The organism is Streptomyces sp. NPDC053431 (genome assembly GCF_044544925.1).
GTDB lineage: Bacteria > Actinomycetota > Actinomycetes > Streptomycetales > Streptomycetaceae > Streptomyces.
Map to the genome: position 1 here is coordinate 302,596 of NZ_JBITXX010000005.1, position 14,995 is coordinate 317,590.

14 protein-coding genes are annotated in these 14,995 nt (G+C 73.2%); 8 read left to right on the forward strand and 6 right to left on the reverse strand.

Annotated elements, in window-relative coordinates:
* Positions 1 to 112 precede the first annotated feature (112 nt).
* The 4 genes from ACIGXE_RS15965 (at position 113) to ACIGXE_RS15980 (ending at position 5,338) form a co-directional block, all read left to right on the forward strand.
* A complete protein-coding gene (locus tag ACIGXE_RS15965) occupies positions 113 to 1,564 on the forward strand; it encodes a purine-cytosine permease family protein (protein WP_399747591.1) in 1,452 nt (483 codons plus the stop codon).
* Positions 1,565 to 1,623: 59 nt separating this feature from the next.
* Positions 1,624 to 2,793, forward strand: a complete 1,170-nt coding sequence (locus tag ACIGXE_RS15970) for an agmatine/peptidylarginine deiminase (protein ID WP_399747593.1) — start codon at positions 1,624 to 1,626, stop codon at positions 2,791 to 2,793.
* A gap of 326 nt (positions 2,794 to 3,119) precedes the next feature.
* The gene (gene panD / locus ACIGXE_RS15975; RefSeq protein ID WP_399747595.1) at positions 3,120 to 3,545 is read left to right on the forward strand and encodes an aspartate 1-decarboxylase; all 426 of its coding nucleotides are present in this window, start codon (positions 3,120 to 3,122) and stop codon (positions 3,543 to 3,545) included.
* A gap of 407 nt (positions 3,546 to 3,952) precedes the next feature.
* Positions 3,953 to 5,338, forward strand: coding sequence for a transglycosylase family protein (locus tag ACIGXE_RS15980; RefSeq protein WP_399747597.1), 1,386 nt, complete (start codon positions 3,953 to 3,955; stop codon positions 5,336 to 5,338).
* Here ACIGXE_RS15980 and ACIGXE_RS15985 read toward each other — a convergent pair.
* Together ACIGXE_RS15985 and ACIGXE_RS15990 are read right to left on the reverse strand one after the other, a co-directional pair.
* Positions 5,219 to 6,202: a DMT family transporter gene (locus tag ACIGXE_RS15985; protein ID WP_399747599.1), complete on the reverse strand. Its 984-nt coding sequence runs from the start codon at positions 6,200 to 6,202 to the stop codon at positions 5,219 to 5,221. The two genes, ACIGXE_RS15980 and ACIGXE_RS15985, sit on opposite strands and share 120 nt — an antisense overlap.
* 116 nt (positions 6,203 to 6,318) lie before the next feature.
* A complete protein-coding gene (locus ACIGXE_RS15990; RefSeq protein WP_399747601.1) occupies positions 6,319 to 7,032 on the reverse strand; it encodes a carbonic anhydrase in 714 nt (237 codons plus the stop codon).
* 119 nt (positions 7,033 to 7,151) lie between these two features.
* On the opposite strand from ACIGXE_RS15990, the gene ACIGXE_RS15995 reads away from it, so the two are divergent.
* The 3 genes from ACIGXE_RS15995 (at position 7,152) to ACIGXE_RS16005 (ending at position 9,893) form a co-directional block, all read left to right on the forward strand.
* Positions 7,152 to 7,871 (forward strand): IucA/IucC family C-terminal-domain containing protein, encoded by a 720-nt coding sequence (locus ACIGXE_RS15995; protein WP_399747603.1) that lies wholly within the window; start codon positions 7,152 to 7,154, stop codon positions 7,869 to 7,871.
* A 72-nt stretch (positions 7,872 to 7,943) separates the two neighbouring features.
* Complete coding sequence (locus ACIGXE_RS16000) at positions 7,944 to 9,428, forward strand: SDR family NAD(P)-dependent oxidoreductase (RefSeq protein ID WP_399747605.1); 1,485 nt, start codon at positions 7,944 to 7,946, stop codon at positions 9,426 to 9,428.
* Between the two features lie 294 nt (positions 9,429 to 9,722).
* Positions 9,723 to 9,893, forward strand: a complete 171-nt coding sequence (locus ACIGXE_RS16005; RefSeq protein WP_399747607.1) for a hypothetical protein — start codon at positions 9,723 to 9,725, stop codon at positions 9,891 to 9,893.
* Between the two features lie 182 nt (positions 9,894 to 10,075).
* On the opposite strand, the gene ACIGXE_RS16010 is transcribed toward ACIGXE_RS16005, so the two are convergent.
* From ACIGXE_RS16010 to ACIGXE_RS16025, 4 genes are all read right to left on the reverse strand, one after another.
* Positions 10,076 to 11,500, reverse strand: a complete 1,425-nt coding sequence (locus tag ACIGXE_RS16010; protein WP_399747850.1) for a lipase maturation factor family protein — start codon at positions 11,498 to 11,500, stop codon at positions 10,076 to 10,078.
* 73 nt (positions 11,501 to 11,573) lie between these two features.
* Complete coding sequence (locus tag ACIGXE_RS16015; protein WP_399747608.1) at positions 11,574 to 11,744, reverse strand: hypothetical protein; 171 nt, start codon at positions 11,742 to 11,744, stop codon at positions 11,574 to 11,576.
* A 49-nt stretch (positions 11,745 to 11,793) separates the two neighbouring features.
* The gene (locus tag ACIGXE_RS16020; RefSeq protein ID WP_399747610.1) at positions 11,794 to 12,348 is read right to left on the reverse strand and encodes a DUF1990 family protein; all 555 of its coding nucleotides are present in this window, start codon (positions 12,346 to 12,348) and stop codon (positions 11,794 to 11,796) included.
* Positions 12,345 to 13,304, reverse strand: coding sequence for a YndJ family protein (locus tag ACIGXE_RS16025; RefSeq protein WP_399747611.1), 960 nt, complete (start codon positions 13,302 to 13,304; stop codon positions 12,345 to 12,347). Before ACIGXE_RS16025 ends, ACIGXE_RS16020 begins: the two co-directional genes overlap by 4 nt.
* 184 nt (positions 13,305 to 13,488) lie before the next feature.
* On the opposite strand from ACIGXE_RS16025, the gene ACIGXE_RS16030 reads away from it, so the two are divergent.
* Positions 13,489 to 14,718, forward strand: a complete 1,230-nt coding sequence (locus ACIGXE_RS16030) for a DUF6777 domain-containing protein (RefSeq protein WP_399747613.1) — start codon at positions 13,489 to 13,491, stop codon at positions 14,716 to 14,718.
* Positions 14,719 to 14,995: the final 277 nt, after the last annotated feature.

The following is a 14,995-nucleotide window of genomic DNA, read 5'->3' on the forward strand; positions in this document are numbered from 1 at the left end:
TCCAAGTCATTGACTGAAATTTAAGTCAATCTCTACGGTGAGCGCACCGCACGGCACCACGGCTTCCCGGGCGTCGGCGGATTCGTGGAAGCACCCGTGAACAGGAGCCCACATGGGGCCAGTTGACTCTCCGACGTACGATCCCGCCCCCGTCGCGGGAATCGAGCAGCACTCGATCGACTGGGTGCCCCTCTCGGAACGGCATGGCAAACCGTCGAGCGTCGGGGCCATCTGGTTCGTCGGCAGCCTCAACCTCACCGGTCTGGCGACCGGCGTCGTGACGCTGTCCATGGGGGCCTCCCTCGTGTGGACGGTGATCGCCACCGTTCTCGGCTCGCTCTTCGGCACCTTCTTCATGGCGTTCCACTCGGCCCAGGGACCTCAGCTGGGGCTGCCCCAACTCGTACAGTCACGGCCGCAGTTCGGCTACCTGGGGGCCGCGCTCACCGTGTGGGTGTTCGCCCTGGTCAACTACGTGGCCTTCAACACGTCCGACGCCCTGCTGTCCGGCCAGGCCATGAACCTCCTCACCGGAGTGCCCAACACCCTCGGCTATATCCTCGCCGCCGCGGTGGCGACCGTGATCGCCCTCTTCGGATATGACTGGATCCACAAGCTCAACAAGTGGCTCACCTGGCCCTTCGTCGTGATCACCGCGGCCGTCACCGCGGCCGCCCTGTTCGGCGGAGGGCTGCCGGACGGCGTCTGGAACGCGGGGCCGTTCGAACTCGCTCCGTTCATGCTCGTGTTCGTCTTCGTCGCCGGCTTCCAGCTGGGCTGGGCACCGTACGTCTCGGACTACTCGCGCTACCTCAGACCCGACGTCCCCGTGCGCAGCACTTTCTGGTGGACCTACCTGCCCAGCGCGGTCTCCGGGATCTGGGTCTTCGCCCTCGGCGCCGTGGTCTCGGCCGGCGCCCCCGAGGGCACGGACCCGGTCACCGCCCTGAAGCTGTCGGCCGACCGGCTGTTCGACGGGTTTGGCACGGTCGCGGTCGTCGTGCTGCTGGTCGGGCTGCTCTCCATCATGGCGATCAACCAGTACGGCGGCAGCCTCACGATGATCTCCATCGTCGACTCGTTCCGGCCGGTCACGCCGACCCGGACCATCCGCGTCGCGACGATCGGGATCATGCTCGCCGCCGTCGGGACGGTCTCCACCCTCGTCGGCATCGACCAGTTCAACTGGTTCTTCGCCAACGTGGTGGTGGTCCTGACGTACCTGTTCATCCCGTGGACGGCCATCAACCTGGTCGACTTCTTCTTCGTCCGGCGCGGGCAGTACGTCGTCAAGGAGATCTTCAACCCGCACGGGATCTACGGCCGGTGGGGCTGGCGAGGGAACCTCGCCTACCTGATCGGACTGGTCTGCATGGCCCCGTTCATGGTCATCACCGGCCTCTTCGTCGGGCCCGTCGCGGAGCGCCTCGGCGGCGTCGACTGCTCGGTCCTCGTCGGCCTGCCGGTGGCCGGAGGTCTCTACTGGGCCTTCGCCCGAAGCCTCGACCTGGCCACCGAACGCCGGATGGTCCGAGAGGAGGGACTGCTGGACCCACTCCACTGAGCAACCCGCAGAGCAACCCGCGCCCGCACGTACAGAACCTTTGAGAGAAGGAGCACCACGTGAAGACAGAGCACGACGGCGAACGACCGGGCATCAGCCGCAGAAGCCTCCTGGCCCGAACCGGAGCGGTCGCGGCCGCCCTGGCGGCCGGACCCGTCCTCGGCGGGATCCAGCCCGCCATGGCCGCGTCCTGGAGGGTCCCCGGTGAGGACGAGTCGCACAGGCGGACCTGGATGGCCTGGCCGTCCAGCTACACGATCTGGGGCAACCTGCTGTCCAAGATCCAGGCCGACATCGCCAAGCTCGCCAGGGAAGTCGCCAAGTACGAGCCGGTCGTCATGTGTGCGGACGGCTCGTCCGCCGCCTCGCAGGCCAGGACCATGTGCGGCTCCACGGTCACCGTGATCAGCTCGATTCCGGTCTCGGACTGCTGGATGCGGGACACCGGCCCGCTGTTCCGCGTCGACGGGGCGGGCGGCCTCGACGCCTTCGGCCTCAACTTCAACGCCTGGGGCGAGAACGCCACGACCTTCTACGGCCTCCCCGCCTCCGCCTACGACAAGGACCGCACGGTCGCGCCGAAGGTCGCCGCCTACAGCGGCGCCCCGTTCGCGAAGGCGTCCGTGGTCGGCGAGGGCGGCGGCGTGGAGTACGACGGCGACGGCACCCTGATGGCCACCGAGAGCTGCTGGCTGAACGCCAACCGCAACCCCGGCAAGACGCGGAGCCAGATCGAGGCGGAACTCCTGTCCCGGTTCGGCGCGTCGAAGATGATCTGGCTGCCCGGCGTCACCGGTCAGGACGTCACCGATGGCCACATCGACGGCACCGCCCGCTACATCAGGCCCGGCGTGGTCATGGTGCAGCTGGCCGGCGCCGTACGCCCCGACGTCTGGACCGCCAACGCCCAGGCCATCCGCGACACCCTGGTCGCCGCGACCGACGCCAGGGGCCGCCGGCTCCAGGTCCTCACCATCGAAGGACCCGACACCCTGCCCCGCGTCCAGGCGGGCAAGCAGGCCGACTTCCTCAGCTCCTACATGAACTGGACGGTCACCAACCAGGCGATCATCACCACCCAGTTCGGAGACACCGCCAAGGACGCGGCGGCCAAGTCGGCCATCGCCGCCGCCTACGGCCGCCCCGTCGTCCAGCTCAACCTCGACAACCTCTACGGCAACGGCGGCGGAGGCGCCCACTGCGTCACGATGCAGGAGCCCAACCGCTGAACCACCGGCCCGGGTCCCGTCCGCGGGACCCGGGCCGTTCTGAATGCCCGGCGGTGGACCGGCCGCGGCGGAATGCGGAACGCAAGGGGTACGGCCTGGCTTGCGGCGACCGGTTGCCCGGCGGCAACTCCGAGGTGTTCTCCGGGGAAGCGAGTCGACGGTCCACCCCGGCAGGCGCCGGTGCGGCGCGAAACCCCAGGTGGGAGGCCGTCCAGCCCGACCGGAGCGATGTTCCTCACAAACATCGGACGGGGGTGCCGGTGTAAGGTCGAGGACGCCCTTGACCTGCACAAAGCAGGCAGGGAGCCGTCTTCCAGGAGTCCAACATGCTGCGCACCATGTTCAAGTCCAAGATCCACCGCGCCACCGTGACCCAGGCCGACCTCCACTACGTCGGCTCCGTCACGATCGACGCCGACCTGATGGACGCCGCCGATCTGCTGCCCGGCGAGCTGGTCCATATCGTCGACATCGACAACGGGGCCCGCTTGGAGACCTACGTCATCGAGGGCGAGCGCGGCTCGGGCGTGATCGGGATCAACGGGGCCGCCGCCCACCTCGTGCACCCCGGCGATCTCGTGATCCTCATCAGCTATGCCCAGGTGACGGACGCGGAGGCCCGTGCGTTCGTGCCGAGCGTCGTGCACGTCGACGCGGACAACCGCATCGTGGAGCTCGGCGGCGACGCCTCCGCGCCGGTGCCGGGGAGCGACACGGTCCGCGCGCCGCACGCCGTACCCGCGCAGGTCTGAGCCACCGCGCAAGCCACGCCGGGGCTCCGGTGAGCGAGGGGTGTCCGCCCTGACAGCGGGCCGGACACCCACCCGGAAGAATGGGTCCCGCGCGCGGGGGCAGACGGACGGGGGGACGCTGGTCCCCCGACCTGTCCGCGCGCACATGGGAGTCGCCATGACCCAGCCCCCGATCCCGGACCCGTTGCCGCCGCCGGCCCCGCCGCCGGTGCCCCCGCCCGTTCCGCCGCCCGGCCCGGTTCCGCCTCCCGACCCCAGCCCCGTTCCCGTGCCGGAGCCCGAGCCCCAGCCGCAGCCGGGGCCCGCGGGGATGTGACGGAAGAGGCGCGGGATCGCCCCGAAGGCCTTGTCACGCACGGTTGCCCGCCCTTACCGTGGGCGACTGCCGATGCGTTCAAGGGGGGCTCATGGCCGTACGCGGGAAACACCGTCGGTCCCAGCCGAGCCGGATCAACCGTGCCTCGCTCACCGTCACCGCCGGCGGCGCCGGCATGGCCCTGCCGCTGATCGGCGCGGGCTCGGCGCAGGCCGCCTCGCTCGACGTCTGGGAGAAGCTCGCCTCCTGCGAGTCCTCGTCCCACTGGCAGATCAACACCGGCAACGGCTACTTCGGCGGACTGCAGTTCAGCCAGTCCACCTGGGAGGCGTACGGCGGGACGCACTTCGCGCCGCGCGCCGACCTCGCCTCCAAGGACCAGCAGATCGCCGTCGCCGAACGCGTCCTCAAGGGCCAGGGTCCCGGCGCCTGGCCCGCCTGCGGACCGCGCGCCGGGCTCGAACGGGGCGGCCCGGCCCCCGACATCGCTCCGCAGAGCGCGGGCGCGCGGCCGCTCGCGGACGCCGCGTTACCGGCCCAGCGGACCCACTCCGCCAGGCCGGTCCAGGCGAAGAAGCCCGCGAGCCCGACCACCGTGCCGACCGTCCGCGAGATGTACACGGTCACGCCCGGCGACTCCCTCTCGAAGATCGCCCGCGACGAGCACGTCAGAGGCGGCTGGCAGAAGCTCTACGAGCGCAACCGCGCGGTCGTCGGCGACGACCCCGACCTGATCCTTCCCGGTCAGCGGCTCACCCTCCGGATGGCCGCCCCCGCCCCCGCGGCGCCCCCGAAGCCCGCGGCCGGACGGCCCGACGCGCCCCCGCACGCCAAGCCGAAGCCGCCCACGAGGCCGAAGCCGCCCACGCAGCCGGCGCAGCCCAAGCCGCCCGCGCAGCAGAAGCCGTCCGCGCGACCGGCGCCGCCCGTCCAGCCGAGGCCGGCGGTGAAGCCGCCCGCCAAGCCCGTCACCAAGCCCGTGGCCGCCGCCAGGCCCGCCGCCCCGCGGCCCCCGGCCGCCAGGCCGGCCACGAAGCCCGCCGCCCCCAAGCCCGCCGCCCGGCCCGCCGTCCGCTACACCTCGCCCGTCGCCGACACCGACATCGGCACCCGCTACCGCGTCGCCGGGTCCTCCTGGTCCAGTGGCTACCACACCGGCGTCGACTTCCCCGTGCCCACCGGCACCTCCGTGCGGGCCGTGGCCGCCGGGCGGGTCGTGTCCGCCGGGTGGGGCGGGGCGTACGGGTACCAGGTCGTCATCCGGCACGAGGACGGGCGCTACAGCCAGTACGCGCACCTCTCCGCGCTCACCGTGCGGGAGGGGCAGCGGGTGGGCGCCGGACAGCGGATCGCGCGGTCAGGATCGACCGGCAACAGTTCGGGACCGCACCTCCACTTCGAGGTGCGCACGGGTCCCGGGTACGGGTCCGACATCGACCCGCTGGCGTACCTCCGGGCCCGCGGTGTGTCCATCTGACACCGATGACCCCGATGACACCGACGGCGAGTCCTCGGCCGTCGCCATGCGGTCGAGGGTGAGCCGGACCAGGCCGCCCGCCGCCACCGCGCCGCAGATCAGCGCGGCGACGGTGCCGGCCGTGCCGTAGCGGAAGGACTCGCCGAAGAGGGTCAGTCCGACGGCCGCGGCGACCACCGGGTTGACCACGGTCACCGTGGCCAGCGGGGCCGCGAGCCCCGCGCCCCGGTAGGAGGCCTGGGAGAGCAGCAGCCCGGTGACGGCCAGCGCCGAGAGGACCAGCAGACTCGGCCACTGGGCCAGCGGGGCGTGCGGTGTGAAGTCGACCGCCACCGTCTTGGTGAACACCGAGGCGATGCCGAAGGCGACGCCGGCCGCGGCGGCCAGGATCACGGCCCGCAGTACCGAGCGCCCCACCACATGGGCCGCCCCGAAGAGCAGCGCGACGACGCCGAAGGCCCCGATCGCGAGCAGCCGGCGCTCGTCGCCGGCCAGGGACTGGGCGCTCGTGCCGCCGGTGAGGCTGAGCATTCCGGCCAGTCCCGCGGTCGCCATCACGGCGCCCCACCAGGCGGCGCGGCCGGCCCGGCGGCCGACGAACAGCGCCGCCATGGGCAGGGCGAACACGATGGTGAGGGCGCCGAGCGGCTGCACCAGGCTGAGCGGCCCGTAGGCGAGCGCCGCGACGTGCAGGGCCGCGCCGGCCCCGTTGAGCCCGACGGCGCCCCACCACGCCGGTCGGCGCAGCGGCGCGTAGCGCGGGCCGGCGGCCGAGGCGGCGACCCGCTCCTGCACGATCGCCGCGGCCGCGTAGGCGACCGCGGAGACCAAAGAGAGGAGCACGGACAGCAGGAGGGGGCTCATACCTCCACGATCTCTCTTCCGAGCCGTCACGTCGTCGTACCAGGGAACGCGATCGGAGGTACCGCGGATGGAGTACGCGGCCGCCGCATACCTCCTGGGATGTACGCCCTCGCAGGTCAGGCCGGGTGGAAAGCGACCTTTCCGGTGTCCAGGTCGAAGCGGGCACCGACGATCAGGGCATCCGAAAAGGCCGCATCCCGAGCCAGTCGCCGGGTGACCCGGTCCACATTGGCCCGCACGGTGTTCTCCACCCAGTCGCCGGGCAGGTGCCGGGTCGCCCGCGCCGCGGGGGCGAGTTCCTCGACCACCCGCTCCAGGTGCCCCTCGACGGGGTTGCCGGTGCGGACGTACTCGACGGCGGCGGCCGCCGCTCCGCACCGCTCGTGGCCGAGCACCACGACCAGCCCGACGTGCAGTTCCTCGACACCGAACTGGATCGAGCCGAGCACGGCCTCGTCGAGGGCCTGTCCCGCGGAGCGCACGGAGAGCAGGTCGCCGAGGCCCTGGTCGAAGACGAGCTCCGGCGGGACGCGCGAGTCTATGCAGCCGATGACGGTGGCCATCGGGTGCTGGGAGACGGCGACGGCGGCCCGCCGGGCCGCGTCCTGGTGCGGGTATCGCTGCTGGAGCGCGGCGAAGCGGGCGTTGCCCGCGCGGAGTTCGGCGAGCGCGGCGGCGGGGGAGAGCGGGCCGGCGGGGCGCCGGGGGCCCGGAACGGCCGCGACGGCCGGGACGGCGGCGGTCGGCACGGCGGCGGTGGTCAGGGCGGCGAGCCCGAGCGCGAGGACGCCTCGGCGGCCGGCCTTCGTCGGGTGATGGGTCACAGTCATGGGCCGAGCGTCGTGCTCACCCTCGCCCTTTGACGTCTCTTGGTCCCTACTTGACCAGTTCTTGATCAAGAGTGGCCGAACGCGATCGCCGCGATTCCGGTGGGTGGAAAGATGCGGATGTGGATCTCGACGAAAGCGCACAGGTCGGCGGCTTCTTCGCGCTGCGCACCAGCCCCCTCCCGCCGGACGCCGGCGCCCACCGGCCCCTCGCGGAGCTGTACGACGGGCACGGCGACGCCCCGCTCACCGCGCGCGTCGACCGGGTCGCCGCCCGCCTCGGCGCCCCCGAACGCCGGGTCGGCGCGTCGGTCGCCCACCTCGGGCTCGCCGCCCGGCTCTGGTCCACCGCCCTCGGGCCCGCCGCCCTGCACGGCCGCTTCCCCGACCTGACGCCCGACACCCTCCACTGGGACGGCGCGCTCACCTCCCCCGACGACCTGTGGTGGTCCGGCACCGCTACCCGCCCGGGCACCGTGACCGAGCTGCGCGCCGCCGTCCACGAGGGGCACCTCGTCCCGCTGCACGCCGCCTTCGCCCGGGACGGCCGGATCTCGCCCCGGCTGCTCTGGGGCAACGCCGGCTCCGCGCTCGCCGGCGCGCTCCGCGAACTCCTCCGCTGGGCACGCGCCCACGACCGCCCCGAGGCCGCCCGGCGCGCCACCGCCCTCGTGCAGGGCCTGCTCGACCACCCCGACCTGGCCGGCACCGTCCGCGGCCCCGCCCTGCGCCGTACCAGCTGCTGCCTCTACTACCGCTGCCCCTCCGGCGGCCTGTGCGGCGACTGTGTGTTCGACCACCCTCCCCGTACGGGTTTGGAGCGGCGGCCCTCCGCTCCGTAAAGTTGCGTCTTCGGAAACGCCGAACACGCCATCCGGATGCGACGGCACGAGCGATCGAGGAACGACGACGGCATGACGGTGACTGAAGAGACCCAGGAGTACGGGCCGGGCATCGACCCCGAGCGCCTGGCCGTCTGCCTGAGCGTGCTCGACGAGCTCGACAAGCTGGAGGTCGACCACCCGGACGCGATCACCGTCCGCCGCGCCACCGCCGGCATCTACCGGACCGTGAAGCAGCGCCGCCGCCAGGAGCGCCGCGCGGCCAAGACCGCCAACGACAAGGCGGTCACCGAGGCCACCGCGACCGGCTCCGCTCAGCGCATCGACGACGAGACCGAGGGCATCCTGCCCTCCTCGGTCACCGAGGCCGGCCGGATCGCGGGCATACTCCAGCGCCCCCGTTCCTGCTACGTCTGCAAGCAGCGGTACGTCGAGGTCGACTACTTCTACCACCAGCTCTGCCAGAACTGCGCCGCGGAGAACCGCGCCAAGCGCGACGCCCGCGCCGACCTCACCGGCAAGCGCGCCCTGCTCACCGGCGGCCGGGCCAAGATCGGCATGTACATCGCGCTGCGGCTGCTCCGCGACGGCGCGCACACCACCATCACCACCCGCTTCCCCAAGGACGCCATCCGCCGTTTCAAGGCGATGGAGGACTCGGCGGACTGGATGCACCGCCTGGAGGTCGTCGGCATCGACCTCCGCGACCCGGCGCAGGCCGTGGCCCTCGCCGACCAGGTCGCCGAGGCCGGGCCGCTGGACATCCTGGTGAACAACGCGACGCAGACCGTGCGCCGGCTGCCCACCGCGTACGCCGCCCTCGTCGAGGGTGAGAGCGCCCCGCTGCCCGCCGGCGAGCTCCCCGCGCACCACGTCATCGGCGCCTTCAACTCCGGCGCCGTCGGTGAGCTCGGCGGTCCCGCCGCGCTGCCGGCCGGCGTGAGCGGGCTCGACGCCCAGCAGGTGGCCGACCTCGCCCTCGTCGCGGGCAACGCCAGCATCGAGCGTCACCACGCCGGCACCGCCATCGACGCGGGCGGCCTGGTGCCGGACGTCGTCGAGAGCAACACCTGGGTGCAGACCATCGAGCAGATCTCGCCGGTGGAGCTCCTCGAGACCCAGCTGTGCAACTACACCGCGCCGTTCATCCTGATCAGCAAGCTGCGCCCGTCGATGGCCGAGGCCGCCGCCAAGGCGGCCAGCAAGCGCGCGTACGTCGTGAACGTCTCCGCGATGGAGGGTGTCTTCGGCCGCGGTTACAAGGGCGCCGGGCACCCGAACACCAACGCCGCCAAGGCCGCGATCAACATGGTGACGCGGACCAGCGCCCAGGAGATGTTCCAGACCGACGGCATCCTCATGACCTCCGTCGACACCGGCTGGATCACCGACGAGCGTCCGCACTTCGACAAGCTGCGGCTCGCCGAGGAGGGCTTCCACGCCCCGCTCGACCTCGTCGACGGCGCGGCCCGGGTCTACGACCCGATCGTGCGCGGCGAGCAGGGCGAGGACCTGTACGGCGTCTTCATGAAGGACTACGCGCCCGGAAACTGGTGATTCGCGAGGGGCGCGACGAGGCCTCTCGGGCCGGTGATTTTGATCGATGATCGGGCGTTGACCTCGGCAAACGGGCCATTGTCACTCGATCGCGTCACACTTTGGCGCCCCATAGAGCGCTGACGCGCTCATCTGGTTAGTCTGATGCTCGTGGTCGGCCACCGGGGTTTACCGAACCTCCAAGGCCGCCCGGGGACTGGCCTGCCACCAAGGCCGCGGCCCCGCCCGGAGAACGGCGCCACCGCGACCGAACGGCACCCGTCCCCATCGGTACGCGACACAGAGGAGTGCGCGGTGACACCAGAACTGACCAAGCAGGAGCAGGACCCCGCCGAACCGACCGAGCGGACGCGCCGGTCGGGAGAGCTGGGCAGCCTCGAAGTGTGGGCGCGTTCGGCCCCGATCCGCCTCGCCGGCTACGAGGACGACCTCGCGGAGCCGCACATCCTGCCCGGTATCGACTGAGTCGAGACCGTCGCTTCGCCCCGTGCCCCGGCCGACCCCACGGCCGGGGCACGGGCGTGCCGTGGGGACGGCCGTTGCCAGGCTCCTTGGCCCCGGCGCGCCGGCCCCCGCTCAGTCCCGCTCGACCGGCTCGCCCCCTGGCCCCGCTCAACCCCGCTCGACCGGCTCGCCCCGCCGCCCGCTCAGTCCCGCTCGACCGGCTCGCGCAGCCGCACCGGCGGCATGTACTCCCGCCGCAGCGTCCGGTGCCACCAGGCCCCCGTCTCGCGCAGCTCGCGCCAGGTCGTGTAGCGGTAGCGGTAGAGCCGGGCCCGTACGTGGGTCGGCGGGGCGTCGGGGAACGGGTTGTGGCGCAGCAGCCGCAGGGTGTCGCGGTCCCCGGCGAGCAGGCGCTCGACGAAGGGGCCGAACCAGTCCCGGGCGTAGCCGGGGGAGAGCGCCGCGAACCACATCAGCCAGTCGAGCCGTAGGTGGTACGGCGCGAACTGGCGCGGCAGCCGGCGCGGGTCGCCGGGCTTGCCCTTGAAGCCGTACTCGCGCCACACGGTGTCCCCGTCGGGCTCCGGATCGTCCGTGCCCTCGACGGCGATCTCGTCCCGGACGCGGCCCACCGTGCCGAACGCGCCGTAGGTGTTGACCAGGTGGAGCGGGTCGAAGGAGCGGTTCATCGCCTGCCGCCGCGTGAGCAGGTTGCGCACCGGGTGCCGGCTCTGGAACAGGATCAGGGCGGTGGCGGCGCAGACCACGATCACGTACCAGAGCGGCGCCTCGGGCTGCGGGTGGTGGCCGGCCAGGAGCGAACCGTCCAGGGCGGGGAGCGCGAGGACGATGGTCAGCCAGTTCAGCCAGGCGAAGTTGCCGGAGAGCACCAGCCACAGCTGGGTGACGATCATCAGCCCCGCCGCGACCGTCGCGATCGGCTGCGGGGTGAAGAGCAGGACCGGGACACCGAGCTGGACGACGTGGTTGGCGGCGCACTCGACCTTGTGCAGCGGCTTCGGCAGATGGTGGAAGAACCAGCTGAGCGGGCCGGGCATCGGCTGGGTCTCGTGATGGTGGTAGAGGCAGGTCAGGTCCCGCCAGCACTGATCGCCGCGGATCTTGATGAGCCCGGCGCCGAACTCGACCCGGAAGAGCAGCCAGCGCAGCAGGAAGAGGACGAGGACGGGCGGCCCGGTGTCGTCGTTGCCGAGCAGGACGGCGAGGAAGCCGGTCTCCAGGAGCAGCGACTCCCAGCCGAAGGAGTACCAGGTCTGCCCCACGTTCACGATCGACAGGTACAGCCCCCACAGCAGCAGCCACAGCAGCATCGACACCGGCAGCGGCACCGCGTCGCCCGCGCCGGCCGCCATCGCGAGGGCGAGGCCGGCGCCGCCCCACGCGACCGTCGCGAAGAGCCGGTCGGAATAGCGCCACTGGAAGAGGCTGGGCGCCCGCCGGGCGGGCACGAGGCGGACGTACTCCGGCACCGGCAGCATGCCCCGCTCGCCGATGAGCGCGCGGAACTGGAGGGCGGCGGAAAGGAACGCGACGAGGTAGAGCCCGGCGAGCCCCCGTTGGAACAGGATCCGGCTCAGCCAGTAGTCAGGGGCGGTGAACCACTCCATCGCGTCGAGCACCGGAGCTCAGCAGCGGGTCTCGGCGGCCGCTGTCAGCGGTGACCGTCGTCGGCCGGGGTGGTCAGCGCTTCTCCTCTTCCTCGTCCGCCGACCGCTCGCCCTCCGCCTGGGAGGGGGTGGTCCGCATGACCTGCGGGTGGACGTGCGACTTCTGCTGCGTGTCCATGTCCTCGTCGAGGCGCTCGCCCTCGGCCTGGGAGGGGTTCGTGTACTCGTCGTACGGGCTGCTCATGGCCGCCTCCTTCACGGGAGCACGAGTGAGTACAGAAGGAGCGTAACTCTCATCGGCCCGCGGCGAGAGCCGCCAGCGCGCGGCCGAGCCGGCGGGCGTACGCGAGCTGGAGCGCCCGCACGACCGGCCCGCCGAGCCGCGTGTACCAGGCGGCGGCGCGGCTGAAGGCGGTGACCGTGAACCAGACCGTGCCGTCCTCGTGCAGGTCGACGACGAAGGACTCCTCGCCGCGCTCGGGGTGCCCCGCGAGGGTGCCGTACGCGAAGCCGGTGCTGCGGTCGGTGTACGCGGTCCAGATCACCTGGCAGGGCGCCGTGAAGCGGACCGGGCCGAGGCCCAGCGACACCTCCAGGGTGACGCCCGGCTCGGCGCGCTCGGCGACGCTGTCCACCCGGGCGCCCGTGGCCCGGTGCATCGCCCAGGTGGTCACGGCGGCGCCGGCGGCCTCGTAGGCGGCCTCGCCCCGGCCGACCCGGACGGTGTGGTGGAGGTGGTGGTAGCCGGCCGGGAGCGGCCCGGTGCGGGTGGCGCCGACCTCGGGGTAGTTCGGCCCGCCGGGGAGCGGGGCGGGGGCGTCCGAGAGGCTGCGGATGAGACGGGTCATGCCGGGAGCTCCGTTCGGTGAGCGGTGGCGGGGGAGGTGGCGAGGGTGGTGGGCGTGGGTGCGGTGGCGGTGGCGGTGGCGGGGCGGGGGACCGGCGTCGGGGTCGGCCGGCCCTCCGCCGGGTGGGAGCCCGCCGGGGCCGGCCGTAGCCGGCGCCAGGCGAGCAGCGAGCAGAGCGCGAAGCCGAGGGCGTTGCCGAGGCCGTGGGTCGCGGCCATCCAGGTCAGGCTCGGGTGCGGAAGACCGGTGGCCTCGCCGAGCGCCCAGCTGAGCGCGAGCAGCATGGTGGCGACGAGGACAGCGGCCGAGACGCCGAGCAGGGCGCGGGTGACCGGGTCGGGTGCCGTGGCGCGCAGCTCGCGCCAGGTGGTGAGGGCGACGGCCCACATGCCGGCGGTGAGCACGAGCGCTCCGGCGAGTTCGGCCCAGTCGTCCACGAAGTAGCCGAGCAGGACGAGCAGGGTGCCGAGCGGGACGCTGACCGCCGCGAACCGGGTCGCGCGGCCCTCGGCCGTACGGCACACGAGTCCCGCGACCAGGGCGGCGGTGAAGCCGGCGAAGTGGAAGTGCGGCACGGTCAGCGCGAGGATGTCGAGTTCAAAGCCGAACAGCTCGTACCCGGCACGCTCCGCGACCAGGGCGAGTCCCGCCACGGACGGCGTCGCGAGTGCCGTGAGCACCGCGATCTCCGCGGGGGCCGGCTTCCGGGTCAGGGCCAGGCGGGCCGGCGCGTGCAGGGCGAGCGCCAGCGTGGCGAGGGCGTACACCCCGGCCAGGGCCGCGGCCAGGGGTGAGCGGGGCAGCCAGAGCGAGACGGCCCCCGGGGCGGCGAGCAGCGGCCAGGCACGGCGCAGCAGGCGCAGGGTGGCCGGCTGAGGGCCGTCGACGAGCCGGAGCCCGGCCGGGACGACGACCAGCATCCCCAGCATCACGATCAGCCCGACGAGTACGGACACGGTACGGAACCCCCCTCTTGAACATGTTCAAGCTCTCGGGGGTGAGCGTAGACCCCACCCTTGAACGTGTTCAAGGGTGGGGTGGTGAATGCCCCGGCGCCGGATGGACGCGCCCCGATTGCGACCCCCCGGACCCTGCGGCAGACATGAAGGAACGACCCGGGGCGAACACGTGGGAGACGCAGTGCGCGAAGCGACCAGACGACAGCCGGCCGGACCACCCCGGCCCACGCGACGACGCTTCGGGCGCCCCCCGTCCGCACGGGCCACCGCGCTCTCCCTCGCCGCGCTGGCCTCCGCCGTGCTGCTCGCGGGCTGCGCCGGCGCCCGACCCGGCGAACCCGGGTCGGAGCAGACCGCCGCCGCGGCCCCCGTCCGCGAGGTGCTGCTCCAGCCCGCCGGCGCCCAGGGCCCCGCCCCCTTCACCGCCTCCACCGCACAGGAAGGCCCCCCGAGCACCCCGAGCGCGCCACCCGCCGCCGGCGTCGACGACCCCGCGCCTCCCGGCCGGGCGCTCACCGGCGCCACCCCCGGGCTCTACGGCGGCACCCGCTCCGTCGCCAGCTGCAACATCGAGCAGCAGGTCGCCTTCCTCACGGCCGACCAGGCCAGGGCCGACGCCTTCGCCGAGTCCGCCGGCATCCCGGAGAGCAACATCGGCGGCTGGCTGCGCGGCCTCACCCCCGTGCTGCTGCGCACCGACGTACGCGTCACGAGTCACGGCTTCAGCGAAGGACACGCGACCGCCTTCCAGTCCGTCCTCCAGGCCGGCACCGCCGTCCTCGTCGACCAGTACGGCACCCCGCGCGTCCGCTGCGCCTGCGGAAACCCGCTGCGTGCCCCGGCCGCCGCCCCCGGCGCCGCGCACGCCGGCCGGCCCTGGGCCGGCTACCGCCCGGACCGGGTCGTCGCCATCACCCCGACCACCGCGGTCGTCAGCAGCCTCGTCATCGTGAACAACGCGGACAACACCTGGCTGGAGCGGAAGACCGGCACGGTCGGCGACCAGGACCGCAGGCCCGACGTCCTGCCGCCCTGCGATCCCGCCGCCTGCGACGTCCTCACCGCCCCGCCCCCGCCGGTGCCGGACCACCCCGCTCCGCAGCAGCCGACGACGCCCAGGAACCCCGTCGCGCCGCCCACGAGGCCGGACCCGGTCGCGCCCCCGCCGGACGACTTCACCGCCGTACCCGCCCCCGACACGCCCCTCCCCGACACGCCCCTCCCCGACGGTCCCCTCCCCGACCCGTCAGGCCCCGGCACTCCCGACGGCGGGACGCCCGTTCCCCTGCCCGACGCGCCGGTCGGACCGGACGGACCCGGCGAGCACCCCACCCCCGAGCCGCCGCCTTCCTTCGAGGACCTGTTCCCGGTCGAGACCGCGCCGCAGCAGCCCGAGACCTTCGAGGGCTGAGGTCCTGAGAAGCCGACGGGCGGTCGGCCCGTCGGCTCTGTAGCCCCCCTCGGCCCCCCTCGGCCCCCCTCGGCCCCCCCTCGGCCCCCCTCGGCGACCGGTGTGATCACTGTGGACAGTGACTGGTGCGCCTGTTGCGGTCGGTGTGGTGGTGAGACGGCCGGTGCGACCGGCGCGGCAGGCGCGACCGGAATGCCCGGTCCACCCGGACTGCCCGCCTCGCCCGCCCCTCCCGCGCCCCCGCTCGCACGTTGTTGCGAACCTGTTCCGATCTTCG